Raw genomic sequence first — 23,035 nt, forward strand, 5'->3', positions numbered from 1 at the left:
GCCTCGGGCCCGGTTTCATTGGGAAGGCCGCTTGAAAAAGGGCGCTCTATCCGCCCGCTTGGCCTGGCCCCTACGCTTCGAGGCATGCATCCCGACCTCCAACGCTACTTTACCCATGTCTGGCCGCTCTTCTGGCCGTGGCTGGTGTGGAACCTGGTGCGCATTGCCCGTTGGCATACGCGCACCGGGCGGGATGCGCTTATGGCGGTCGATTGCTTTGGAAACATTCGGCTTGTATTCGTGGCCGATGCCCCGCCGCCCGGTGATCTCTACACATATGAAGCGCCGCGCATTCCGCGCTGGGACCGTCCTGCCCTCGGCAGCGATGTGCCCGTGTGCGTGTCTGAGGCGCAGATCCCTCATGATCCGGTGAAGTCCGGTATGGTCATGCTTAGTCATGACATAGTCCGGATTAGTCCGGTTCAGTATGTGCGAGGTCCGCCTTAGCCGGGGCATTGTGCGCCGCCATCATCCTTCGACTTCGCTCAGGATGAGTCTCGTTCTCAGGCGCCACAAATACCGGACTCATGCTGAGCGAAGTCGAAGCATGCGCCACAAAGAACCAAACTTCCCAACGGATGGCTCCGCCACTCCGGCCGCAGGTGCTGGCAGATACCTAGGCGCCTTCGGCCCAGCGCCGGATAAGGTTGTGATAGATGCCCGTCAGGCGGATGACTTCCGGGTCCTTGTGGCCCTTCTCCGCCACCAGCGCCTGGATGGACTGGTCGAGATCGAACAACAGGGTGCGCTCGCCATCGTCGCGCACCATGCTCTGTAGCCAGAAGAAGGACGAGATGCGCGCGCCCCGCGTCACCTCGCTGACAGAGTGCAGGCTGGAGGCGGGATAAAGAACGAGGTCGCCAGCTTCCAGTTTGACTTCCTGCGCACCGAACAGGGTCTCGATCACCAGTTCGCCGCCGTCATAGTCTTCCGGTTCGGTCAGGAACAGCGTGCAGGACAAGTCGGTCCGGATGCGCTCCGGCGAATTCTTGACCGAGCGGATCGCATTGTCGACATGGGCGCCGAACTGGTCGCCGACGACATAGCGGTTGAACAGGGGCGGAAACACTTTCTGCGGCAGTGCCGCCGCCAGGAAGACCGGATTGTTGCCGACGGCCAGGCTGACCAATTGCTGTGCCTTGCGCGCGGCCGGGCTGTCTTCCGGCAGCTGGGTGTTGCGCTTCGCCTCGGCCGACTGGACCCCGGCGGTCACGCGGCCGTCCACCCATTCGGCGGCATCGATCAGCTGGCGGATGTCTTTCACCTGCGCTTTTGTCAGGACGTTTGGGATGCAGATCAGCATGAGGTCACTCTACCGGAAAACTGGAAAGGCGGCCCCCGGAAGGGCCGCCCCTCTTTCGGATGATCAGAAGTCGATGTCCAGTGTCACAAGGGCCGAGCGGCCCGGGGCAACATAGGAGAACGGCGTGCCGGAGCGGTAGAGCGCATCGTAATAGAGCTCGTCCGTGGCGTTCAGCACATTGAAGGTCACTTCCATTGTGTCGGTCAGCTGGTAGCCGCCGAAGAAGTCCACGCGCCAATAGTCCGGCACGAAGGTGGAACCGGCCGCGACCGTGCCGCCGAACTTCTCGCTGTTGTACCCGGCCGTGCCGCCAAGGTGCAGGCGGTCGGTGATCTGGTAGCGGGAGGTCAGCGTGAAGCTCTCTTCGGAGACGTTCGGGAACATCTCGCCGATCTGGGAGGCAATCGTGCTGTCGGTCACTTCGGTCTCGAACAGGGTGAGGCCGCCGAACAGGCTCCAGTTCTCGGTGATGTTGCCGGCGATGCCGAACTCCACACCGGTCACTTCCTGTTCCTGCTCGCCGGTGCCTGCGACGCCCCGGCCAAGCGAGATCGGGACACCGTCGCGGGTGATCTGGAAGACCGCCGCGGTCAGGTCCAGGTGGCCGCCGAGATTGTATTTGGCGCCGAGTTCGAAGGAGGTGTTGTCGATCGGGTCCATCGTGGTGATGCGGGCATCACAGCCGCCATAGTCCAGCGCGAAGGCGTCGAGCTGTTCGCAGGGCGGGTTCGAGGCGGAGGAGTAGCTCGCATAGATGGAGGCATTCTCCACCGGCTTGTACACGAGGCCGGCATGCCAGTTGAAGAAGTCGCTGTCGGCGGAGCGGTCCGGCGCGGCTGAGCCGTCGCGTTCGGTCAGGCCGGTGACGTCGGCGGAGTAAGTGTCGGCCCGCACGCCGATGAAGGCTTCCCATTGCGGGCTGAACGTCAGCGTGTCGAGGGCATAGAGCGCGGCGGTTTCCGTCTTGATGACCGGACGTCCGGTCACCTCGGTATCGTTTCCCCACGGAATGGAATTGTCCGGGCGGTCGAGGTTCAGCAGCGGGTTGGAGGTCGCGCCGGTGCACGGCAGTTCAGCGCATTCCGTGAAGACGCGCTGGCGGTTCAGCGTTTCCTCACGCGACAGCTCGATGCCGGTCACCAGCGTGTGGCCAATTGTGCCGGTGTCGAAGCGGAAGGTGAACCGGCTCTGATTGGTCCAGTAGTCGGTCACCGCGTCGCGGCGTTTGCCGTTGGCGCTGACGGTGCGGGCGACCGAATCCGGCCGTTCGGGGGCCGAAGCGGTGTAGGCATTCTTGCTTTGGCCGTAGCGCAGGATGGAATCGAATTCGACCTTGTCGGAGATCACCCAGTTTGCGTTGGCCGTGTAGACGTCTGCAAAGGTCTCGCCGTAGTCGCGGGAAAGGACGCCGTAGAAATTGTCCCGGTTCACAGCGAACGGGCGGTTGTTCTCGGTGTCATAGGGGTGGCCCCAGTCGGGCAGGTAATCGGAGGACAGGTGATAATAGTCGACGCCGAAGGTCAGCGCGTCCGTGGGAGTCCACTCTGCGGCGGCGGCAACGCCCCAGCGGTCGTTGAACACTTCATCGCGCCCGGCGACCTCGGAATTGTGCGTCATGGCATTCACGCGGACGGTGAAGGTGTCGGTGACCTCGTGGTTCACATCCAGGGTGGCCCGGCGGGTGGCATCGGAGCCGAGGGTGAACTCGACATCGCCCCAGTCGCCCTTGCCCGGTTTCTTGGAGACGAGGCTGACAGCGCCGCCGGTCGTGCCGCGGCCGCCGAAGGCAGAGGATGGGCCCTTCAGCACTTCGATCTGCTGAACGGCAAACGTCTCGCGGGAGCCCACGCCGGGGTCGCGCACGCCATCGACATAGACGTCGTTCCGGGCATCGAAGCCGCGGATGAAGATCCGGTCGCCGAACGCGTTGCCGCCCTCGCCGGTGCCGAGCGTGATGCCCGGCTGGGCACGGAACAGGTCCCGGAAGGATTTGGCGCCGAGGTCGTGCAGCGTTTCGTCGGTGATGACCGTGATGGTCTTCGGCGTGTTCAGCAGGTCTTCGGTGAACAGTCCGCTGGCCGAACGGATGGCCCGGTAGGGTGCGTCCGGGTCGCCATAGGGATTGGTGTCAGCTGTTACGTCGGTGACGGTGATGGTTTCATTGCGCAGTTCCGGCTCGTCGGGCTCGTCTGCGAAGGCCGGCGCGGTGGCTGCAACGGCGACTGCCGCATACATGCCGACCTGTGCGCGGAGGCTCCGCGGTTTGCGAATGGCTTGTCTCATTTAGTTCTCCCTGAGGCCTTTGTTTGTGACCGTTCAGGAGGGGCCTAATGAAAATGAGAATTAATCGCAAGTAATTTTGCAAATAATTCTCAGGCGCATTTGCATTTGTGGATTCTGGGGCATCCCAAGCGAAAAGCGCCCGGTCCTTGTCCAGAACCGGGCGCTTGTCAGAATCTGCCGTCAGGCAGGTGATCAATCAGGCGATCAGGCGTCGATACGCTCGATGATGATTGCCGGGGCCATGCCGCCAGCGGCGCACATGGTGACCAGGCCGTAGCGGCCGCCGGAGCGCTCAAGTTCGTCCAGCGCCGTGCCGATCAGGATCGAGCCGGTTGCGCCGATCGGGTGGCCAAGCGCCATGGCACCGCCATTGATGTTGACCTTGCTGCGGTCGAGATCGAGGTCACGGATGAACTTCTCGGCCACAACCGAGAAGGCCTCGTTGATCTCATAGACGTCGATGTCGCCGGTCGTCAGGCCAGCCTTGGCCAGCACTTTCTGCGCGGCCGGAACAGGCGCGTTCAGCATCAGCGTCGGGCAGTCGCCCATGTTCGCCGTTGCCACAACGCGGGCGCGCGGCTTCAGGCCGTGCTTCTTCATATAGTCCTCGGACGTCACCAGGATGGCGCCGGATCCGTCGACAACGCCGGACGAGTTGCCGGCATGGTGCACGTGCTGGATCTTGCCTTTCAGCTGCGGGTATTTCTTCTCGATCAGGCCGCCATAAGTCATGCCCTTGTCGTCGACGGGCACGTCCCAGAACATGTTGAACACGGTCTTCAGGCCAGCGAGGCTTTCCATCGAGGTGCCCGGGCGCGGGAACTCATCCTTGTCGAGGGCGAGCGAACCGTCGCGGTTGTAGACAGGCACGACCGACTTGTCGAAACGGCCTTCCTTCAGGGCGCGGTCGGCGCGTTCCTGGCTGACCACGGCCAGCTGGTCGACGGCTTCACGGCTGATGCCTTCCAGCGTCGCGATGGCATCGGCGCAGCAGCCTTGTTGCGATTGCGGGTGCATCTCGCGCAGGTGCAGGTTGCCGGCGTCCATCATCGGCGGGTTTTTCGGATCGGCGGTCGCCGCCGTGTAGCTCATCATCTCGCAGCCACCGGCCACGATGCAGTCTTCCATGCCCGACATGATCTGAGCCGTGGCCAGTGCCACAGTGGTGATGCCGGAGCCGCAGAAGCGGTCGAGCGTGACACCGGAAGCTTTCACGTCATAGCCGGCGTCGAGGGCAGCCATGCGGCCCATGTCGGCGCCCTGGGCGCCGCGCTGGCTGGACGTGCCCCAGATGACGTCGTCCACGGTGGCGGTGTCGAGCTTGTTACGCTCGGCGATCTGGCCCAGCACGGTGGCGGCCAGGTGCTGCGGGTGCAGGTGGGCAAGCGATCCCTTGCCAACTTTGCCGATACCGCGCGGTGTGCGGCAAGCATCAATGATGAAGGCCTCAGCCATGATCAGTCTCCGGTTTCCTCAGTTAGTATGGCGCAGGTTTACGCGAACGTAAGGGGCAGCGGAAGTCGTGACGCCGGGGCAGAGTCCCTAACGTCAATACAGTGTGACTTTGAATATTCTATCGAATGTGGGATATTCATAAGATGACAAGGGAGTCGAAACGCGGGCCGACCAAAATGGCGGACCGGTGGCATGTCAAAGGTGCCTTATTCAGCGTTCTGGCCCTGATGGGCTGCTTTCCGGCGTTTGCCAACGAACGTCTGGTTATCCCGTTCGAGGTGAATGAATATCATCATATGGTCGTGCACTTGGAAGTGAACGGGAACGATCGAACGACCGGTATCATCGACACCGCAGCGACTTTTCCGATGATCAACCGGCGCACGGCGCGTCTGGCCGAGCTTCTGGACGTTGAAGAAAATCCGCCTTTGATCAACGTACTGGGCCTGACCGGAGAGGGTATCTATCCTGTTGTCGAGCTGGAGACGCTGCTGATCGGGAACGTCATGAAGCAGGATGTACCGGTTGCCCTGAACGTGGATCTGGATGTCACGGGCGCTCAGAATGTCCTGCCCGCGAGCGCTTTTGAAGGCGATGTGATCGACTTCGATTTCGAGAACATGCAGGTGATGGTCTATGACGGGCGGCCCGACCGGTCCGTCCGCCGGGTATCCAGTTCACTGAAATACGCCGATGAGAACGGGCTGATTTTCGTAGAAGTCCGGATCAATGGCCGTAAAGGCCGGGCACTGATTGATACCGGATCCAGCGTGACCTTTATCAACAGCCGGTTTGCGGAAAGCTCCCATACGAAAACGAACGAAGAAAAAACACAGATCCTCCAGGGAGCCACAGGGGGTGACCAGTCCCTGCGCGTTGCCACTTTGAGAGTCCTGGAGATCGGAGATTACCGGGTGTCGGATATGGATATCCTGGTGAGCGACCCGCCATTGTTTGAATATCTTGGTATGCACGAAGAACCGGCGATGGTGATTGGCCTCGACCTCCTGTCGTCTTTCCGGCTGCAGATCGACCGCCGGCGCAACAGAGTCGTCCTGAGCCTGCCGACCAGCCGCCGCTTTTCCAGAGGCCTCAACTTTAACGCCCGGGACACGAATATTCCGGAATTTTGATCGCTGCGCCTAACCGAATGCGCCATAGGCGTGTGTGATGGCCAGGCTGATCCCGTGTAGGGTCCGGCCGATTTCGTCCAGCGGCGCAATGATGTCCTTGTGGATGCGTTCGTACCCATATGACGTGCTTCGGGTCTGGCTGCCGGGTTCGGTCAGGGCCTGCAGAGGTGTGTCCTGATCGCGGGCGCGGGGAAAGATCTCACTCAACAGCTCGACCACTTCTGCAAAGCGCATTTCCGCAATCATGTTCACGACGTCGCGGGCGCTGGCATCATGACGTTCCGAAAGCCGCGGCAAGCGGCCGGCCAGGGCAAAGGCCCGCATCATCAATGCCTGTCGAACGGCGTGAAGCACGTGCAGGGCGAGACGGTTTTCATGACGCTCTTCCGTGGATGGGGCATCCTGCAGCTGGGCAGTGAGCCGGTCGAACCGGCGCAAGTCGACCGATAGCAGGTTGGCGATCCGGTTGATGGAGACGGCTGTCTCATCGGCTCGCAAGGCGTAGTAGACGGCCCTGTAGGCGGCGGCGCCGCTTTCGGTCTTCATCATGCGGGCATGGGCGATCCAGACGCCCGGATCATAGACGCTGGCATAGCCGCGCAAAGCGGGCAGGCTGGTCAGTCCGCGGGCCTTCGCAGCGAGGAAGACCAGCTGGCGCATACGCGGGCTGGTATCGATCAGCTCCACCAGCCGTTCCGTCTCGCGCTGCAGGGACGAGCCGATTCCGGCGGCGGTGTTGGCCGGAACGCTCAGTTGCTGCAGCGTGGCATTATGGGAAATCGCGCGCAGGGATCGCGGGCCGGAAGGGCCGGCCGCGCGGCGCTTCGGCCGTGACCCTGCTTTGACCGTCAGTCCGCTGGAGAACGCGCCCAGAAGGCGCCCGTAATCCGGGTTCACGAACAAACGTTCATGCCAGGCGCGCAGGGCGCGGTAGAAGTCCCAGACGAGGTCCGTTCGCGTATAGAACGGGTCTGTCTTCGACGCTTCGTCGACCGGTTTGAAAATGTGCACGCCCCAGGCGGCCATGGTCGCGTCCGCCAGGACAGGCGTTGCGAAGTGCAGGTAACCGTCCCCGCCCTGAAAGCTGACTTCATGGCGCAGGTTCAGGCCGCGCATCTCCGCGCCGGCCCGGGTCCAGGGCGTCAGCAAATGGTCGAACCGCTGTTCGAATGTGCCCGGCCATGCGCCCCGCCCCATGGACTCGCCATGCGTGTTGAAGATCAGCAGGTCGACATCGGCATTCTTCGCGGCAAGCGCGCGCGAGATAAGATTGTGAATGCGCTCAATCGCCATGTCGGCTGCGACCTGCCCGATGAACCGTCCAGCGTCGGAGAAGCCGAGCTGGATCGACAGATAGCCGCGCTCTTTCACATAGGCGAGGAATTCGGGCTCCTCCAGCAGCCGTTCGATGAAGCGGCCTCCAGTTTCCAGGGCTTCCGGCGTCTCGAACAGCGGTGAGATATCGAGCATCTCATCGACACCGTACTGGCGGGCAAGATAGAGCGCGCCCATCACGGTGGCCGGGTTTTCGCTTTCGGCGATCAGGAAACGGATGACCGAGCCGGCATCGATGTGCTTGAGGATTTGAGCGCACATCATGAACTGCCGCCGGGCCGTCGATTGCTCCATGAACAGGTCGCCGAAATTGACGTTCACGGGTTTTGACTTGCGGGCCTTCTGGGCGAGTTCCGCCAGCGCCACACGGCCAAGCTCGCGATCTTCTGTCTCGAGGCCGAGGTCCCGGTTGATGACCGTCCGCACCTGGGCCGCGTTGACGCGCAAATGGATGCGGGCGGTGCCGAGTTGCTGGGCGGCGACTTCGGCCCGGAAGGCGATCAGGTCCGCGGCGAGGGCATCGCTTGCGGCCGGGATGGCAGAGTCGAGCACGGCTGTGATTGCGGCGGCATCGAGAATGATATGCTGGTCATGTCCGGTCAGCGCATTGGCAGCCGCGACCAGATTGTCGGCATCGGTCAGGTCTTTCGCGAACAGTTCTGCATGAGACCGGGTAAGCCGGGCCGCGGCGGCGAGGCGGCGGGCGAGGCCGTTGAGGCCCGGCACCTTGCCATGGGCGGCAAGCAGCGTGCCCAGCCGGTCAGCATACCGCTCCAGCTGCATGGCCTTTTCCGTCAGGCGGAAGGTCAGCGATTGCGACCAGTGAATATCGGCCCGGCCGTCGAGGTCATAGCCGACCCAGCATGCCAACGTTGGCATCGCCGGGCGAAGCTCCCGCCAACGATCCGGGAAAGATGTCCTCGCAATTTTGAGAATGGCTTCCGCCATCTTCCGCTGGGCATGCGCGGCATTTTCGAGGGCGGTCTGCACTTCCTCATGTTCGCCATAGAGGCTGATGGCCTGGTTCCAGTCGCGGCTGTCGGCCTTGATCAGTTTTGCGAGGCGGGCGCGGCTGGCTTTGGTCGGCTTGCCGACATGGTCGGCGAAGGCGGCCCGCAGCTCTGTCGACAGGGCGAAGGTCGGGTGGCCGGTAAAGACCAGCCCGCCGCGTTCCTGCGCGACGGCCTCTGCGAAGGCATCGAACCCCTGCTTCGCGATTTCCTCCAGCCGGGAGAGCAGCGGGGCCCAGGCGGCGGTTTCGTCGGCCCCGGCATGCTGGGCGCGGAAACGGCTGGCCCGTTCGTCGATGAGTTCGAGATGGACTTCATTGGCCAGCGCCGTGAGGCCTGCCTGGCTGGCCTTTCCGTCTTCCATGTCCCGGAACAGGGTCTGGGTCAGCGCAAAGACCGAATTGGTCATCGGATCAATGTCGATCCGCTGGGCTTGTTCGCGCAGAAATTCCTGCGCGGCATCAAGGGTTAAAGGCGGCGTGGAGGACGTCTTGTTCATACCCGCGAGTCAAACCGGCCTTTGACCGGAAAGTCAAAGCGAACCTCTCCCGCCGGAAGCATAATACGGCGCCTGACTGGAGATAACAGGCGGCTGTGCCGGATATCCTAGCGGCGGCGGACGAACTTGATGGCGCCAAACAGGCCGGCGAGCACGGAGCCGATCCCGCCGAGGAATACGGCGAGCGGGTTGGCCTGATCGGCGAAGGCAATCGCGCGGTTGATGCCGGTCACCTGCACGGTCACCGTATTGTGGAACGTGCGCAACGGCACGGCCGGGCCCTCATCGATGGCATAAATGTCGAAGGTCAGTTCCTGATTGCCGGCCGTCAGCGGGGTGACGGACCAGCGCCAGGTGTTCTCGGTCAGTGGCGAGATGGTTTGCTGTTCCGGGGTCATCGCCTTGATGGCAAAACCCGACCCGGACAGGCGGGCCTCGACCGTTTTGGAAACCTGGGCTGTGCCCTCTGAAATATTGCCATGGCCCGGCAGGGCATCGACGGCCGTGGAATCGCCGGTGGCGTCGATGGCAAGAACGGCTTCGAAGGGCCGTTTGTATTCGGCGGTTGTCGGCGTCTCGTGGGCTACCGGCACTGTCTTGAGATTGTTCAGGAACGCATCGGATGGGGTGGGTGCCATGACATCCGGGGCCACTTCGACCCTCGCCATGGATTCAGCCGCGGCGGATCCACTGCCTGACAGGCCGTCTGGATTGGACATTGGCTGGTCCAGCGTCGGCGCGGGCACAGAGCGGGAAAGGGACGGGACGGAGGCCGTTTCAGCCAGGATTTCGTCTTCCGGGCCGGGCGGCAGAGGCTCGGCTTCCGGCAGGGCTTCGACCATGACCTCGTCTTCGACGAACGCCTCTTCTGCAGGTGCCGGTTCCGCCATGTCTGACTCGAGCGCCGCAGATTTCGTCATCGCGTTGCCAGGTCCGTACAGCTCCAGCATGCGGGCGCCGCCATAGCCCGCCACGATCAGGCCAGCCAGAAGGACAAGAATCGAGAAGAATCTCAACATGGCGATCACGTGCTCCGTACGGTGAATCCCGGCCGGACCCTAGCAGAGGTTCAGGCGCCGGGAAAACTGTTCCGGGCTGCTTCGTAGAAGGCAATTGCGGCAGCATTGGACACGTTGAGGCTTTCCATGGCTGCGCTGATCGGGATGCGGGCAAGTTCGGCGCAGGCTTTGGCGACGCCCGGGCGGAGGCCCGGACCTTCGGCGCCCAGCACGATGGCCAGTTTCCCGGCCCCTTTGACGGCCTGCGCGATGTCGGCTTTGCCCTCACCGGCCAGGCCGACCGTGTGATACCCCGCCTCTCCCAGCTGTTCGAGGGCACGGGAAACGTTCACGACGCGGGCCTCGGCCACGGTTTCGATGGCGCCAACAGCACTTTTGGCAACGATTCCGGTGATTGGCGGGGCATTCCGGGTTTGCAGAACGAGCGCGCCGAAGCCGAATGCGGCAGCCGACCGGTAGATGGCCCCAAGATTGTGGGGGTCTGATACCTGATCCAGCACCACAATCCGGTCCACGCCCTCATGGATCAGGTCTTCCAGCGCGACCGGGTCCAGCGGTTCGGCGCGCAGGGCGAGGCCCTGGTGGACCGAACCGGGAGGCAGCCGCGTGTCGATGTCCTTGGCCGTCACGATCTGCGGTTCTGGCGATCCCGCAGGCAGGCGGGCCGCGGCATTTTCGGTCGCCAGCAGCTGGATCAGCTTGCGTTCCGGGTTTGCCAGCGCCGCTTCGACCGCATGAATTCCCCAGATCCAGACTCCTGATTCATCAGATGTGTGGCCTTTATTGGGATGCCGGGGGCCCGGCCGGTGCCCCGACGGAGGGCCGCCGTCCTGCGGCCGGCCCGGGCGGCCGTGTGCATTTCGCCGTCTTCCATGGTTGCGCGGCATTTGGTGTTTCCTTATAAGGCCGCTTCCGGAGTGGATCGGCGGTGCTGCGGCGCCTATGTGAAGCCCCGGTCGGACGGCGTCAACGCCGTGCGGCCCGTGAGGTCCCGTGGAGGGATGGGTGAGTGGTTAAAACCGCCAGACTGTAAATCTGGTCCGCAAGGTACGCTGGTTCGAATCCAGCTCCCTCCACCACTTCAGGCGGCTGCATGCTTACGGCGCGGGTATAGCACAATGGTAGTGCAGCAGCCTTCCAAGCTGAGTATGTCGGTTCGATTCCGTCTACCCGCTCCAGCATTTCATCCCAGCCGCGGAAAAGTCGCAACCAGACCGAGGGTCTGAAGCTGGACTGTGCCAAATCGATAAAATTTGGCGGTTTATAGGAGAAATGGGCTTAACGTCTCTGGTGTATGGCTCAGCCTATGCGCCTGAGAACAATTACGAATATCGCTTATGCAGCCACCGTGCTGCTGACCCTTGCCGGCGGCGTCACCATGCTTCTTGCGTCCAGCGCGCTCGAAGACGAGCGTGCGGCAGTCAGCCGTGCCGATGAACTGAAAGAGCGGACTGCGGCCGTCGGAAATGACGTTCTGCGGCTTTCGGACAGAGCGCGGGAATATGTCGTGACCGGGAAAGAGGAGTTTCTCGAAGACTATCTCCACCTCCGGCAGGCCGTGCAGCAGGATGAAGCCCGTATCGCTGCGATCGAGGACATCGGTGCCGGCGATGCGGAGATTAGGGCTCTGTCCGAAGCGGTCCAGATGGCCGATCAGTTGTCAGACGAGCAGGACGCTGCGATCGACGCTTACCAGACGGGTGATGATGCGGCGGCACGGGAATACCTGTTCGGGTCGCACTATGAGAATGAGCTGGACCTGATCGACGCCCGGATCAACACTTTCCACTCGCTGCTCGATCAGCGCACCAACAATGAAGTGCTCGCCGCCGAGCGCCTCGCGCGCTTCTGGCGTGCTGTATCGGAAACGGTGGTGCTGGCGACGGCGTTCATTTTCTTCATCGTCCTGTATTATGTGCTGAAGCGGCGGATTCTGAAACCGGTCGTCAAGCTCAGCGATGTCGTCAGTCGTCTGGCCGCTCAGGAATACGATACGGAGATGATGGAATACGACACGGTCGACGAGATCGGTGACATGGCGCAGGCCATCCGTGTCTTCCGCGAGAACGGGCTGGAGCGCCAGCGCCTTGAAACCGAGCTCGAACATGACCTGCAGCTGCGTAATCTTATGTCTCGCATGACACAGCGCATGCAGGCCTGTGACACCATGAAAGAGATCGCAGGTGTGGTGCGCCGCTTCGTGCCAGTCATTATCCCGAACTGCGCCGGACGGCTCTATGTGCTCAACCATGACGCCTCTGGAATGGTGGCGTCCTGTGAATGGCTGACCCCGCGCGAGGCTGCGTCTGAGTTCATGATGAATGATTGTTGGGGCCTTCGCCGGGGGACCATGCACTACCATCGCGAAGCGGACGCGGACGTGCCTTGCGCCCACCTGGAGGGTGCGGACGAGGACGAGAAGCAGTCCGTCTGTATTCCCCTCATGACCCAGCGCGAGGTTGTCGGCCTCCTCTATATGGAACTGCCCGAGGAGTCCGAAGCGAGCAGTCGCGCAGAAACCTATATTCAGATGCTGGCAGAGAACATTGCCTTGTCGCTTTCGAACATCCGGCTTCGTGAGACGCTTCACGAAATGGCGATGGCAGACCCGCTCACCGGCCTCTCCAATCGCCGGCGGATGGAGGAGAAGGTTGAAGACGCGCTGGGCGACCTAAAGCGTTCAGGCGGCAAAGTCAGCGTCATCATGATTGATGTGGATGAGTTCAAGAAGTTCAACGACACCTATGGCCACGCCGCCGGTGATGATGTGTTGCGCGAAGTGGCGCAGGTGCTCGGCGGGCTGACACGGGAAGACGGTCTCGCATTTCGATATGGAGGTGAGGAGTTTGCAGTCCTGCTGCCAGGGGTCTCGGCTGACGTTGCCGCAAGCCGCGCAGAGGCAATCCGCAGGGAGATTGAGCAGATCTCGATTGTGCGGGGTGATCTGGTTATCTCTGACATCTCCGCGTCCTTTGGTGTTGCAACGACGCCCGATCATGGCAGCGGGGAGGACCTCTTCGCCCTGGCCGATGCGGCGCTCTACAGTTCGAAAGCGTCCGGACGTAATCGCGTGACGGTCGCAGCGTCTCCGGAAGTTGCGCACACACGCATTGCCTGACCTGGCAAACAGTCCTGATGTCATCAAACGAAAAAAATGGGCGCCTTGGGCGCCCATTTTTTACTGCGTTCCGTAAGCGTCGCGTCAGGTGACGCTTTTCCCCTTCACCGCGCGGACCACGAAGGTCAGCACAAGGAGGGCGAGAAAGACAAAAAACAGAATTTGCGCGATTCCGGCAGAAGCGCCGGCGATACCGCCAAAGCCAAGAGCCGCAGCGACGATGGCGAGAATGAAAAATGCGATGGCCCAGCCAAGCATGTTGATCTCCTTTGTTCGTTTCCCTTCGGCGTTGGTGCCGATAGTCAGATAACGGACCTGCCATCAAAGTGTTCCGCGAAAAAATCCGGGAACATTCCTCTTGGTCAAACGTTGCTGCTGCATGGTTCAACGGAAAGGAATTATTCATGAAAACCGCTAAGAATGCTCTCAAGATTGCAGGCTTCGGACTGATCACGCTGATGGCTGCGGCCTGCAACACTGTTGCCGGTGCTGGTGAAGACATCGAAGCTGGCGGCAGTGTGATCCAGGACTCGGCAGATGAAGTCAAGGACGAGATGTCGAACTAGATTTTCGGCATCGGGGAGGAAAGAGCGCACCAGGCCGGTGCGCTCTTTCTTTATGCGGAGAAAGGAAATTCAACCGCTCAGGGTTGCTTGTGGGTGAGCAAAAGAACCGCCCCGTCCGTTGTGCGGGTGGCTGAAGGTGTGTTTCCGGCGCGCAGGCACGAAAGAAGTGACAGGACGCCAGCCAGCGCAAGGGCCATCACAGCGCGGAATGCGCGGGGTCCGCGAATGCGGTCCAGTGAGCGCACTGTCGCCTTCCATGTCGATCGAATGGGAAGGTGGCAGACAGGGCTCAGTCGGGTCGGGGATGCGTCGTTCATGGACCAGGAACGCACCGTCTCGTTTTCGGTTCCCGGTCGCCGCATGGAACATGCAGCCGCCTGGTGCGTTGGAATCCCGTTGACGGAGACTCCTGCATGAAATTCTCAGTGATCATCAATCCATTGTCCCGGTCCGTGCCGAAAGGCGCAGCGGATGAGCTGGAGGCGGCGATCCGCGCTTCCGGGCACGACATTGCGCAATTGCATTGTCGTTCCAACCAGCTTGAGGACGATGTCCAAGCTGCTGCGAGCAGCGGCGCGGATGGCGTTATTGCCTGGGGTGGCGATGGCACGCTTGCCTGTGCGCTGACTGCCTGCGGTGTCTCTGGCCCGCCGGTCCTGGCGCTTCCGGGTGGCACGATGAACATGCTGCCGAAGCGTCTGTATGGCGATGAGGCCTGGCACCAGATCCTGGCGCGGGTTTTGTCAAAGCCGGCCACTGAAACGCTTGCAGCGGGTAAGATCGAGAACCGAAGGTTCTATGTCGCCGCCCTGTTCGGCCGTCTGACGGGGCTTGCGGAAACGCGCGAAGCTGTCCGCAAGGGCGAATTGCGCGATGCTGCGCAGGCGCTTGTCGAAGGGGAGGTGCTGGATGTCGAGACCAGGTTGAAACTGTCTGGGGCGAGACAGCATGGCAGGTCAGACCTGTCAGAGCAGGATATTCAAGCGGTGGCCGCAGCCGTAACGCTGAAAAGCGGGCCATCCCCTGCCTTTGAAATCGCTGCGATTGATCCAAACAGCACGATGGAACTTTTCTCCACGGCGCTCGACGCCATGATCCATGGATGGAAAGACGCCGGTCCGGTCGAGCATGATGTGTCCGACACGGTTGCCGTGCAGGACCTGGCGGGTGCGGACATTCCGGCGACCCTGGATGGCGAGCAGGTGACCTTTTCCTCGCCCGTCCGGATCGACCTTGTAAAAGACGCTGCCCGCGTATTGTGTGCGGAGGCGAGCCATTGAGGCTTGTTCACCTTGCTGACATTCACTTTGGCGCCGCTGACCCGCGCGTGCTTGATGCCGCAGTCCGCTCGATCGAGCAGGTCGCGCCGCATGCACTTGTCATCGCGGGCGACCTGACGCAGAGCGGGAAACACCGGGAGTTCGAAGCGGCCCGGCGGTGGCTCCAGGATTTGGGGCTGCCTTGCGCCTGCACACCCGGAAATCACGACACCCCGATGTTCCAGCTGCATCATCGTGTGCTGAACCCGTTTGGCCGGTATGAGAAATACCTGTCCGACTTTGCGTTTCCGCTACGTATGGGGGACATCCGGATCGATGGACTGAATACGGCGCGCGGCTGGCAGGCGCGGCGGAACTGGGCGGAAGGGTCCGTTGACCTTGAAGATCTGGACGCCGTACTGGAGCAGGAGAGCCCTGAGGGCATCCGCTTGCTCAGCTGCCACCATCCTTTCATCCCGCCGACAGACACGCCCCTGCAGACCGCCACCCGGCGCGGGCACCGTGCCAGCCGCAAGCTGGGGCGGAGCGGTACAAATGTCCTGCTCACCGGGCATGTTCACTCCCCGCAGGCGGAGATCATCCGTGTGCCGGAAGGAAGCTATGTTGCTGTAACATCGGGCACCCTGTCGATGCGTCTTCGGAACGTGCCGCCCTCCTTCAACGTGCTGGACTTCGATGGTGACGTGATGAGTGTGATGGCGCTCAGCTATGACGGGAACGGGTTCACGCAGAAAACAAGAAGCGTCTGGAATCTCTCGAGGATGGAACAGTTGCGTCCGCCGGGCGTTGTATCAACGTGACTCTCAAGGGGGCACATCATCAAAGGAGATTTGAGATGCGTATGAAAATTATTGCTGCTGCACTAGTCGCCACCGGTGTGCTCGCTGCTTGCGATGCCAACCAGGGCCCGATGGAAGAAGCGGGCGAGTCGATTGATGAAGCCGTCGATAATATGGACCAGCCGGATACGGTGGGTGAGTCCATTGATAACGCTGCAGATGAAACGGCGGACGCTGTTGAAGATGCTGCCGACGATATTGACGGCGCGATCGATGAAGCCGGTGAGGCGATGGAGGAAGCTGCCGATCCTCCGCAGTAAGATCCGGCAGACATTCATTCGAGACACGAAAGGAGATTATCATGGCCACTGAGGCCCTTAATATTACCAAACCCGATTTCAGAACACGGAACGGAATTTCCGAGGAAGACCGCAAGAAGATTGCCGAGGCGCTGGGTATTGTCCTTGCCGACACCTACATGCTGTTCATCAAGACGCAGGGTGTCCACTGGAATGTCACCGGCCCGACTTTCATGGGCGTACACAAGCTGACGGAAGAGCAGTACGAGAACATGTACGAAGCCATTGATGATCTGGCGGAACGTATCCGGGCGCTCGGCCACAAGGCGCCGGCCAGCTATACCAAATATGGCGAACTGTCCTCCATCAACGACCGGGATGAGGAGCGCTCCGTGGGGCAAATGCTCACCATGTTGATCGCCGACCACGAAACGGCCGTTCTCAATATGCGCGCCGCGACCGAGTGGTGCGAAGAAAAGAGCGACTATGTGACAGCAGACATGCTGACTGAGCGTATGTCCTGGCACGAACAGGCCGTCTGGATGCTGAAATCCCTGGCCGCCGAGAAATAATCAGGAATCCGGATAACGGATCTAAACAGGCCCCGCGCTCCTCAGCCCGGGGCCTTGTTTATGTCCGGCATGTAGAGCGAAATGACAGTGCCTTCGCCGGGGGTGCTGTCGATCGTCAGCTCCGCGCGCAGCTGGCGTGAAAACGCGGTCATGAGCTTTGAGCCCAGCCCCTTCCGGACGTCACCTGATGAGGTGTCGAAGCCAATCCCGTTATCCGTGACCTTCAAGGTGGTGTTGCCATCTTCATCAAGCGTGAGCGTAATCGTTACTTCGCCGCCATTTTCGTCGCCAAACGCATACTTTGTGGTGTTGGTGACAGCCTCGACCAGAAAGAGTGCGACAGGAATGGCATCGTCGGCCGGGCGTTCGATATCCTCATAGGATTGCGAAATCCGGATGTTTCGCGTGTCCATGCCCAGGGCTTCCGCCAGATGGTCGATCAGTCCTTTCAGGAAAGGCCGCATGCTGACAAGCTCAAGGCGCTCGTGTTGGTACAGCGTTTGGTGGACAATCGCCAACGCATCAATCCGGTGCCGGGCGGCAGAAATCGCCAGGCGCGCTTCGGGGTCCTGCAATTGGCGTCCCTGAAGATTCAGGAAGCTGGTGACGATCTGGAGGTTGTTTTTCACGCGGTGATGAATCTCTTTCACCGCCGCGTCGCGGACGTTGATGGCGGCTTTCAGGTCGCTGTCGCGCTGGTCGATGTCTGTGGCCATGTCTTCCATCGCCTCGGCCAGTTCGGCGATCTCCACGGGGGCGGATGCCATGGCGTCGCCCGCCCGGAAGGCATATCGGCCGGCGCCGTAGACACGCGCAATACGGATCAGGCGGGAGAGCCAGCGCAGCACCAGACTGTCGATGGCAAGCCAGACAGCCAGAAGCGCAATGGAAAAGGCGAGTAGGGGCAGGCCGAATGACGAGACCGGCTGCAGGGTGAATTCGCTCCAGAAGCCGGGTGACTCCCGTGATATGACGGCGAAAACATTTGCGGGCCCAACTGGCCGGATCACCACATCCATCGGCGAGGCGTTCTGACGCCGGAGAACGAACATCTTCGAGGTGCGGGTTTCCGCCGCTTCGGTGACCCAATTCGGATCGATCTGTGAGAAATGCTCCGAGCCGAATACACGGCCGTCGCCATCGGCAATGGCGACTTCGACACCGTCGGCAATGACGCTCGCCCGGGCAAAGCTGGCCAGCGACCGGGACCGGAGCCCGAGCGCGACCGATCCGTCAAAAGTGCCGTCGGGTGTGTCGACCCGCGTGAAAATGGCAAAGATCCAGTCTTCGGTGGCTTGTCCGAAAAAGGCGTCGGTGCGGAACGTTGCTACTTCATGCTTCAGTCGCTGGTTCCAGTCCGGGTTGGACATTTTGAACCCCGGTTCTCGATTGTTGGCACACAGGGCCACACCGTCCGCGTCGAAGCGGATGAGGCTGGAAAGGGCTGGGACGCTGGGCAGGAGTTTGTTGTAGATTTCGCCACAGTTGCTGGTGCCGATATCATCCTTGAACAGATTGAGCAGCAATTCGGCTTCATCAATTGTCTGATCGACCCCGTCCACGGATGCACCAGCGATCAGCAATAACTCATTGCTCCGCGTCCTCAGGGCTTCGCGCGCATCCATGTATGCACTGACGGCGCCGAGCAGGAGGACCGGGGTCAATGCAATAGCCAGCGTCGCCACCAGGCGACGCCGCAGGCTGGATGAGGCCGCCCGGTCAGGCACGCAGGATCAGTTGCCGTTGGCGGCAGAAATGGCCGCTGCCTGTTTCATGATGTCGTCGAATGCCTCCTCGGAACGGATGCTGTCATCACCACTGTAGCTGGCTGTATTGTTGTCCAGCAGTTCTGCAACGGCTTTGCGGGCGCGCGACACGCGGCTCTTGATCGTCCCGACGGCACACCCGCAAACCTCTGCGGCTTCTTCATAGGCCAGACCGCCAGCGCCGACGAGGACGAGGGCTTCACGTTGGTCATCGGGCAACATTTTGAGTGCATTGCGAAGGGCAAGCAGGTCGAGTTCATCGCCGGAGTTTGCCGGTGAGACCAGTGTCGCTTCGGCGACTTCCGGGTCCAGTGACGAACGCCGCCACGAGCGGCGTTTTTCAGAGTAGAAAATGTTCCGGAGGATGGTGAAGGCCCAGGCTTTCATATTGGTGCCGGCCTGGAAACTCTGGCGGGCATGCCAGGCTTTCAGCATTGCGTCCTGTGCGAGATCGTCAGCGAGGGTCGAGTCGCCGCAAAGACTGCGCGCGAAGGCACGAAGGTGCGGGATCAATGCCGCGAGCTCTTGTTTGAATGTGGTGTCATCAAGTCGTTCGGTTGGTTCGCTCATGCATCCACCTACGAAGACTTGTTCTGGGAGTCGGAGGAACGATTGCGGTCGGCTTCTTCAAGCAGCCGCATGAAATCGTCCGGTACATTCTCCTGGGTTACGTCGTCATAAAGACGGCGAAGCTGTTCTCCCAGGCGGTCACCGCGACGCTTTCGTTCCGGATCGACCACCTTGCGGCCGTCGGTTTTTTTGTCGTCCATTTCAAAAGTGCCCTAAACAGTTCGATTTGGTGCGCGATTGAGGCGCTGATCTGTCATTATAAATCCTGAATTCACCAAAGGTTCCGCGAAAACCGCAAAAAAAACCGATTTTTTATGCAACCAATTCGCGGCACGTGGGTTGTTAACGCAGTGTTGATGGAGTTTTTCCCATGAATCTTGTACAAAATCTGGCGCCGCACCTGCCTTATTTGCGACGCTACGCCCGGGCACTAACGGGCAATCAGGACAGTGGTGACGCCTATATTCGTGCTTCCCTTGAGGCGCTTGCCGCCTCTCCCGACAAAATGGATACCGAAGGTGACCCCCGGGTTGCGTTATATCGCTTCTTCCATGTCGTCTGGGGCTCGACCGGGGCGCAACTGGACGGCGGAACGGAAGACGGCGACGCCGCCACGGAACGCCTTCAGAGACTTGCGCCTATCCAGCGGCAGGCGTTCTTGCTGACCGCGCTGGAGGGGTTTTCGCGTAGCGAAGCCGCTCACATCCTTGGTGTCAGCGAAGGCGACCAGGCTGAACTTGAACGTGCCGCTATCGCCGAAATCGAGGCGGAATTGTCCACCAGGGTGCTGGTTATCGAAGATGAACCAATCATCGCGGCTGACCTGGAAAGCCTGGTTGAGGAGCTGGGGCACAAGGTCACCGGCAATGCGACGACGTATACCGAAGCTATGGAGATGGTAAAATCGGATCCGCCGGGTCTTGTCCTTTGTGACATCCAGCTGGCGGATGGATCCTCCGGGATCGATGCGGCGAACGACATCCTCAAGGAAATGGATGTGCCGATCATCTTCATCACGGCCTTCCCGGAGCGCCTGTTGACGGGCGAGCGGCCTGAGCCGACCTTCCTGATCCCCAAACCGTTCCAGGAGAACACGGTGAAGGCCGCGATCGGACAGGCGCTGTTCTTTCATCCGGCGCGCGAGACAGCCTGACGGAAACGCCTTCCGGAATACAAAAACGCCCTCCCGGCGGGAGGGCGTTTTTCGTTTGCGCGAAACATGGATCAGAAGGCCTGAGCCAGCATGACCGCTCCGATACCCATGATTGCGACAAGCGTCCCGGCGGCGAGTACCCAGACAAGGCCCACACGCTCGCCCTGACGGGCTTCGTTCGGTGTAAGGTCAGTTTCTTGTTGCGTTTGCATAATTATCTCCTTTCACGACATCAACGTGCAGCAAGGATTCCCGTTCCATATGGATGCCTCACGATTCCGTGTCCGGAAGAATGAATGTTTCGCCATGCCATGGAACCATGCCGCTGTCTGGCCGTTGGTTCTTGTACGAAACGGAAAAGGATAATCCCATGAGCACAGTCGCTAAAGAAAGCCATGCAGCCGCCAATGACGAAGACCTGAAAGACGATCTGAAATTGCTGAAGGACGACATGGCGACATTGCGCAAGGATCTGCAGTCCGCTTTTGGAAGCCTCAAAGGGCTCGCCGCCTCAAAAGCTGGCGATGGCGTTTCCAAGGGCAAGGAGCTGGCGAATGACGCTGGCGATCACTTGCAGTCAGCCCGCGCCGACCTGCAATCGCAGATTCGTGAAAAACCAATGCTTGCAGTTGGTGCTGCCTTCGGTGCCGGTCTGCTGATCGCCATGTTGGGACGGAAGTAATCGTGGACGAAACAAAGCTCCGCATATTTGCCGCAGCCGTCGGAGCCGTACTGGCTCTTGGCGGCGTGCTGGCATTGTTCGTGGCCATAACGATTTCCCTGGCTCAGGTGATGGGTCTGGCAGCGGCCGCCTTCACGGTGGCCGGGGTAGGTCTGTTGCTTGCGGCTGTCTGCCTGTTTTTCTGCCTTCAGCCCTTCCGATCCATGGAACAGGAAGTGGACGAGGTCGAAGAGGCGACGGCGGACGCGCTGGCGGATTTGCCGCTGGACACGCTGCGCAGCTTTGTCGAGCGGAAGCCGTTGACCACGACGGCCATCGCCATGGCACTCGGCTATTCGGTCGTTCGGCATCCGCACACCGCGCAGCGCCACGCAGAACGCTTCATCATGTCGATGCTGTAATAATCGCAACACGATGTGGCAGCAGTGAAGGGCAGGCGAGACATTCGTCCCGGCGCACCCTACATAAGTAATATGCGTGTCCCGCTCATGATCCTTTCAGCGCTCGGCGCCGGTCTTGTGGCCGGACGCAAACTGCTGGGCAAGGAAATCAGCGGCCGGAAGAGCAAGGCGGTCGAGTCCGCAGTCCAGGAAGCGCGCCACCGCATTCGCGCGGATACGATGTTATTCGTCTCCCGCAGCTTCCGGCGCTTTGCCATTGCCACGGGGATCAAGCTGGCGATCCTCTTATGGCTATGGGGCCTGCACCATTTCGCTGGCATGCCGCGGCCCATTTTCGCGACCATCACGGTGATGACGCTTGCCGCATTCATGATCCGCGACCTGTGGATCAATTACCCCGCAATCAAGCTCACCCTGACAGAGCTGCACCGGCATGGCTGGCATCCCAAGCGTGCGGTGACAGAGACCATTGCGGCCCGTGTCTTCGAAGAAGTGCTGGTCGAGGCGGGAAACCAGAAGCAGACGCGTACGGGCGCGGTCATGCTGATGCTGGCGGGCGAAGACCGCAGCCAGATGCACCATGATGTGGCGACCGCCGTCGCCGACGTTGCGCGTGTCACGACATGGGATGATATCCGGCCGTATATGATTTCGGCTGTGGTGCGGATCGGAACGCTGGCCCTGATCTACAGTGCCAGCGTCTGGATCCTGGTGCACTACTGATCAGTTGAGATCGAGTGCCTCGGAGACGGCGGTCCAGTCCACCATCTTGAAGTTCTGATTGAATTCGGACACCGGATTGGCGTCATCCTGCACGACCAGAAGACCACCAGGCAGGCCCGGCAGCGGGGTGGACGAGATGTCGAGGCCGTCCGTATGGGTCACACCGCCGATCCCGGTGGCTTCATTGTCTGCAATCATGAACACGCCGCGCGGGGCAAAGGGCGGGGCGCGATCGTAAACGACATAGCGGTCAGCCTCTTGTGCCGACACCACCAGATAGCCTGACTGGTCATCGTCGCCCAGCCAGAGGCTCATGCCTTCGACATCCTCGACCAGGCCGTTGGCCGCTGCAATCGTGTCCACAACGAGCGGTTCAGCCGTCTCGTCCTTCAGGTCCACCGCCCACACGCCGAAGGCTTCCTCGCCAACGAACAGGCGCTCATTGGCATCGTCGAACACGCAGCCTTCCAGTTTGGATGGCAGTTTGACGACGCGGTCCAGTGACGGGGACAGCGTATCGACCGTCTCCCACGTCGCCGACCACAGCTGGACCGTGCCATCCTTGTAGGTGACGGCCGCCATGTAGGTCCCGCCCGACATGCCGGCGCAGATTCCGTACGGCTCTTCCTTGCCGGTCGGCGAGTCCCCGATGTGTGAGACCGTCAGGGTTGATGGATTGATATCGAACCATGAAATGACGTTGTGCGAATCGTTCGAGGCGACGGCGATGTTGCCGCGCAGATCGACATTGTTGACCTGACCGACGGGCAATTCCTGGAGCTCCCCGCCATCGAGGGCGTAAACGTAGACGCCTTCATCCTTGTTGGTGCCGAGGATGAGCGAGCTGGCGGGATCAGAGGTGTTGACCCAGATCGCCGGGTCGTCGGCGAGGTCGCCTTCGCCATTCATCGGCGCTGTTTCGTTCATGGCCACGATCGTGGCGACATCACCGGCGAAGGTCGCCGGGGCAGTGGCGCAGGCTGCGAGCGGCACGAAGGCGGCGAGCCAATAGGTGGATTTCATTGTAAAATATCCTGATCTTGTGTGACCGGGCCGGAATCCGCTTGGCGAATCCCGGCCCCCTTGAGT

The 23,035-nt window shown here is 61.0% G+C and carries 24 protein-coding genes and 2 tRNA genes; 14 read left to right on the top strand and 12 right to left on the bottom strand.

The genetic code is table 11. The features are described 5' to 3' along the window. Positions 1-84 precede the first annotated feature (84 nt). A complete protein-coding gene (locus HAD_RS18560) occupies positions 85-447 on the top strand; it encodes a hypothetical protein (RefSeq protein ID WP_156942210.1) in 363 nt (120 codons plus the stop codon). A gap of 169 nt (positions 448-616) precedes the next feature. Here the strand turns inward: HAD_RS18560 and HAD_RS09135 are convergent, their stop codons facing one another. From HAD_RS09135 to HAD_RS09145, 3 genes are all read right to left on the bottom strand, one after another. Beyond that, the gene (locus HAD_RS09135) at positions 617-1,303 is read right to left on the bottom strand and encodes a Fe2+-dependent dioxygenase (RefSeq protein ID WP_035570635.1); all 687 of its coding nucleotides are present in this window, start codon (positions 1,301-1,303) and stop codon (positions 617-619) included. 63 nt (positions 1,304-1,366) lie between these two features. Then, positions 1,367-3,586, bottom strand: coding sequence for a TonB-dependent receptor (locus HAD_RS09140; protein ID WP_051596068.1), 2,220 nt, complete (start codon positions 3,584-3,586; stop codon positions 1,367-1,369). A 204-nt stretch (positions 3,587-3,790) separates the two neighbouring features. Further along, on the bottom strand, positions 3,791-5,041 hold the full coding sequence (locus HAD_RS09145) for an acetyl-CoA C-acetyltransferase (protein ID WP_035570636.1): 1,251 nt from the start codon (positions 5,039-5,041) through the stop codon (positions 3,791-3,793). Between the two features lie 143 nt (positions 5,042-5,184). On the opposite strand from HAD_RS09145, the gene HAD_RS09150 reads away from it, so the two are divergent. Further along, positions 5,185-6,174, top strand: coding sequence for an aspartyl protease family protein (locus HAD_RS09150; protein ID WP_162177490.1), 990 nt, complete (start codon positions 5,185-5,187; stop codon positions 6,172-6,174). A 9-nt stretch (positions 6,175-6,183) separates the two neighbouring features. On the opposite strand, the gene HAD_RS09155 is transcribed toward HAD_RS09150, so the two are convergent. The 3 genes from HAD_RS09155 to HAD_RS09165 all read right to left on the bottom strand — a co-directional run bounded on the left by HAD_RS09155 (position 6,184) and on the right by HAD_RS09165 (position 10,924). Continuing rightward, a complete protein-coding gene (locus tag HAD_RS09155; RefSeq protein WP_035570638.1) occupies positions 6,184-9,018 on the bottom strand; it encodes a phosphoenolpyruvate carboxylase in 2,835 nt (944 codons plus the stop codon). A 107-nt stretch (positions 9,019-9,125) separates the two neighbouring features. Beyond that, complete coding sequence (locus tag HAD_RS09160) at positions 9,126-10,037, bottom strand: hypothetical protein (RefSeq protein ID WP_035570641.1); 912 nt, start codon at positions 10,035-10,037, stop codon at positions 9,126-9,128. Between the two features lie 50 nt (positions 10,038-10,087). Beyond that, positions 10,088-10,924 carry a TrmH family RNA methyltransferase gene (locus HAD_RS09165; RefSeq protein ID WP_035570643.1) on the bottom strand — a complete coding sequence of 279 codons (837 nt, stop codon included), beginning with the start codon at positions 10,922-10,924 and terminating at the stop codon, positions 10,088-10,090. Positions 10,925-11,032: 108 nt separating this feature from the next. On the opposite strand from HAD_RS09165, the gene HAD_RS09170 reads away from it, so the two are divergent. From HAD_RS09170 to HAD_RS09180, 3 genes are all read left to right on the top strand, one after another. After that, positions 11,033-11,116 (top strand) — tRNA-Tyr (locus HAD_RS09170). A gap of 25 nt (positions 11,117-11,141) precedes the next feature. Continuing rightward, a tRNA-Gly gene (locus tag HAD_RS09175) sits at positions 11,142-11,215 on the top strand. Positions 11,216-11,343: 128 nt separating this feature from the next. Beyond that, positions 11,344-13,155, top strand: a complete 1,812-nt coding sequence (locus HAD_RS09180) for a sensor domain-containing diguanylate cyclase (protein ID WP_035570645.1) — start codon at positions 11,344-11,346, stop codon at positions 13,153-13,155. Between the two features lie 84 nt (positions 13,156-13,239). Here the strand turns inward: HAD_RS09180 and HAD_RS18380 are convergent, their stop codons facing one another. Beyond that, positions 13,240-13,413, bottom strand: a complete 174-nt coding sequence (locus HAD_RS18380) for a DUF1328 domain-containing protein (protein WP_035570646.1) — start codon at positions 13,411-13,413, stop codon at positions 13,240-13,242. Positions 13,414-13,559: 146 nt separating this feature from the next. On the opposite strand from HAD_RS18380, the gene HAD_RS18565 reads away from it, so the two are divergent. The 5 genes from HAD_RS18565 (at position 13,560) to HAD_RS09210 (ending at position 16,651) form a co-directional block, all read left to right on the top strand. Next, a complete protein-coding gene (locus tag HAD_RS18565) occupies positions 13,560-13,721 on the top strand; it encodes an entericidin A/B family lipoprotein (RefSeq protein WP_199285847.1) in 162 nt (53 codons plus the stop codon). Positions 13,722-14,134: 413 nt separating this feature from the next. Then, on the top strand, positions 14,135-15,001 hold the full coding sequence (locus tag HAD_RS17960; RefSeq protein WP_051596069.1) for a diacylglycerol/lipid kinase family protein: 867 nt from the start codon (positions 14,135-14,137) through the stop codon (positions 14,999-15,001). Further along, entirely contained in the window at positions 14,998-15,801 is an 804-nt protein-coding gene (locus HAD_RS09200) for a metallophosphoesterase family protein (protein WP_051596070.1), read from the top strand. The genes HAD_RS17960 and HAD_RS09200 overlap by 4 nt, the downstream gene beginning before the upstream one ends. Before the next feature lie 35 nt (positions 15,802-15,836). Beyond that, positions 15,837-16,100 (top strand): hypothetical protein, encoded by a 264-nt coding sequence (locus tag HAD_RS09205; protein WP_051596071.1) that lies wholly within the window; start codon positions 15,837-15,839, stop codon positions 16,098-16,100. A gap of 41 nt (positions 16,101-16,141) precedes the next feature. After that, on the top strand, positions 16,142-16,651 hold the full coding sequence (locus tag HAD_RS09210; protein ID WP_051596072.1) for a Dps family protein: 510 nt from the start codon (positions 16,142-16,144) through the stop codon (positions 16,649-16,651). 41 nt (positions 16,652-16,692) lie between these two features. On the opposite strand, the gene HAD_RS09215 is transcribed toward HAD_RS09210, so the two are convergent. The 3 genes from HAD_RS09215 to HAD_RS09225 are packed head-to-tail and all read right to left on the bottom strand — an operon-like array spanning position 16,693 to position 19,187. Continuing rightward, entirely contained in the window at positions 16,693-18,336 is a 1,644-nt protein-coding gene (locus HAD_RS09215) for a sensor histidine kinase (RefSeq protein ID WP_035570648.1), read from the bottom strand. Between the two features lie 48 nt (positions 18,337-18,384). Next, on the bottom strand, positions 18,385-18,987 hold the full coding sequence (locus HAD_RS09220) for a sigma-70 family RNA polymerase sigma factor (RefSeq protein WP_035570649.1): 603 nt from the start codon (positions 18,985-18,987) through the stop codon (positions 18,385-18,387). An 8-nt stretch (positions 18,988-18,995) separates the two neighbouring features. Then, a complete protein-coding gene (locus HAD_RS09225) occupies positions 18,996-19,187 on the bottom strand; it encodes a NepR family anti-sigma factor (RefSeq protein ID WP_035570650.1) in 192 nt (63 codons plus the stop codon). Positions 19,188-19,357: 170 nt separating this feature from the next. Between HAD_RS09225 and HAD_RS09230 the strand changes: the two genes are divergently transcribed. After that, complete coding sequence (locus tag HAD_RS09230) at positions 19,358-20,140, top strand: response regulator (RefSeq protein ID WP_035570651.1); 783 nt, start codon at positions 19,358-19,360, stop codon at positions 20,138-20,140. 71 nt (positions 20,141-20,211) lie between these two features. Here the strand turns inward: HAD_RS09230 and HAD_RS18570 are convergent, their stop codons facing one another. After that, on the bottom strand, positions 20,212-20,352 hold the full coding sequence (locus tag HAD_RS18570) for a hypothetical protein (RefSeq protein ID WP_156942211.1): 141 nt from the start codon (positions 20,350-20,352) through the stop codon (positions 20,212-20,214). A 158-nt stretch (positions 20,353-20,510) separates the two neighbouring features. Here HAD_RS18570 and HAD_RS09235 point away from each other — a divergent pair, with 158 nt between their 5' ends. The 3 genes from HAD_RS09235 (at position 20,511) to HAD_RS09245 (ending at position 21,946) form a co-directional block, all read left to right on the top strand. After that, complete coding sequence (locus tag HAD_RS09235) at positions 20,511-20,822, top strand: hypothetical protein (RefSeq protein ID WP_156942212.1); 312 nt, start codon at positions 20,511-20,513, stop codon at positions 20,820-20,822. Positions 20,823-20,824: 2 nt separating this feature from the next. Further along, a complete protein-coding gene (locus tag HAD_RS09240) occupies positions 20,825-21,223 on the top strand; it encodes a phage holin family protein (RefSeq protein ID WP_051596073.1) in 399 nt (132 codons plus the stop codon). 87 nt (positions 21,224-21,310) lie between these two features. After that, positions 21,311-21,946 (top strand): hypothetical protein, encoded by a 636-nt coding sequence (locus HAD_RS09245; RefSeq protein WP_156942213.1) that lies wholly within the window; start codon positions 21,311-21,313, stop codon positions 21,944-21,946. On the opposite strand, the gene HAD_RS09250 is transcribed toward HAD_RS09245, so the two are convergent. After that, positions 21,947-22,969, bottom strand: a complete 1,023-nt coding sequence (locus tag HAD_RS09250) for a phytase (RefSeq protein WP_035570654.1) — start codon at positions 22,967-22,969, stop codon at positions 21,947-21,949. Positions 22,970-23,035 lie beyond the last annotated feature (66 nt).

It is taken from the genome of Hyphomonas adhaerens MHS-3 (assembly GCF_000685235.1).
Taxonomy (GTDB): Bacteria; Pseudomonadota; Alphaproteobacteria; order Caulobacterales; family Hyphomonadaceae; genus Hyphomonas; species Hyphomonas adhaerens.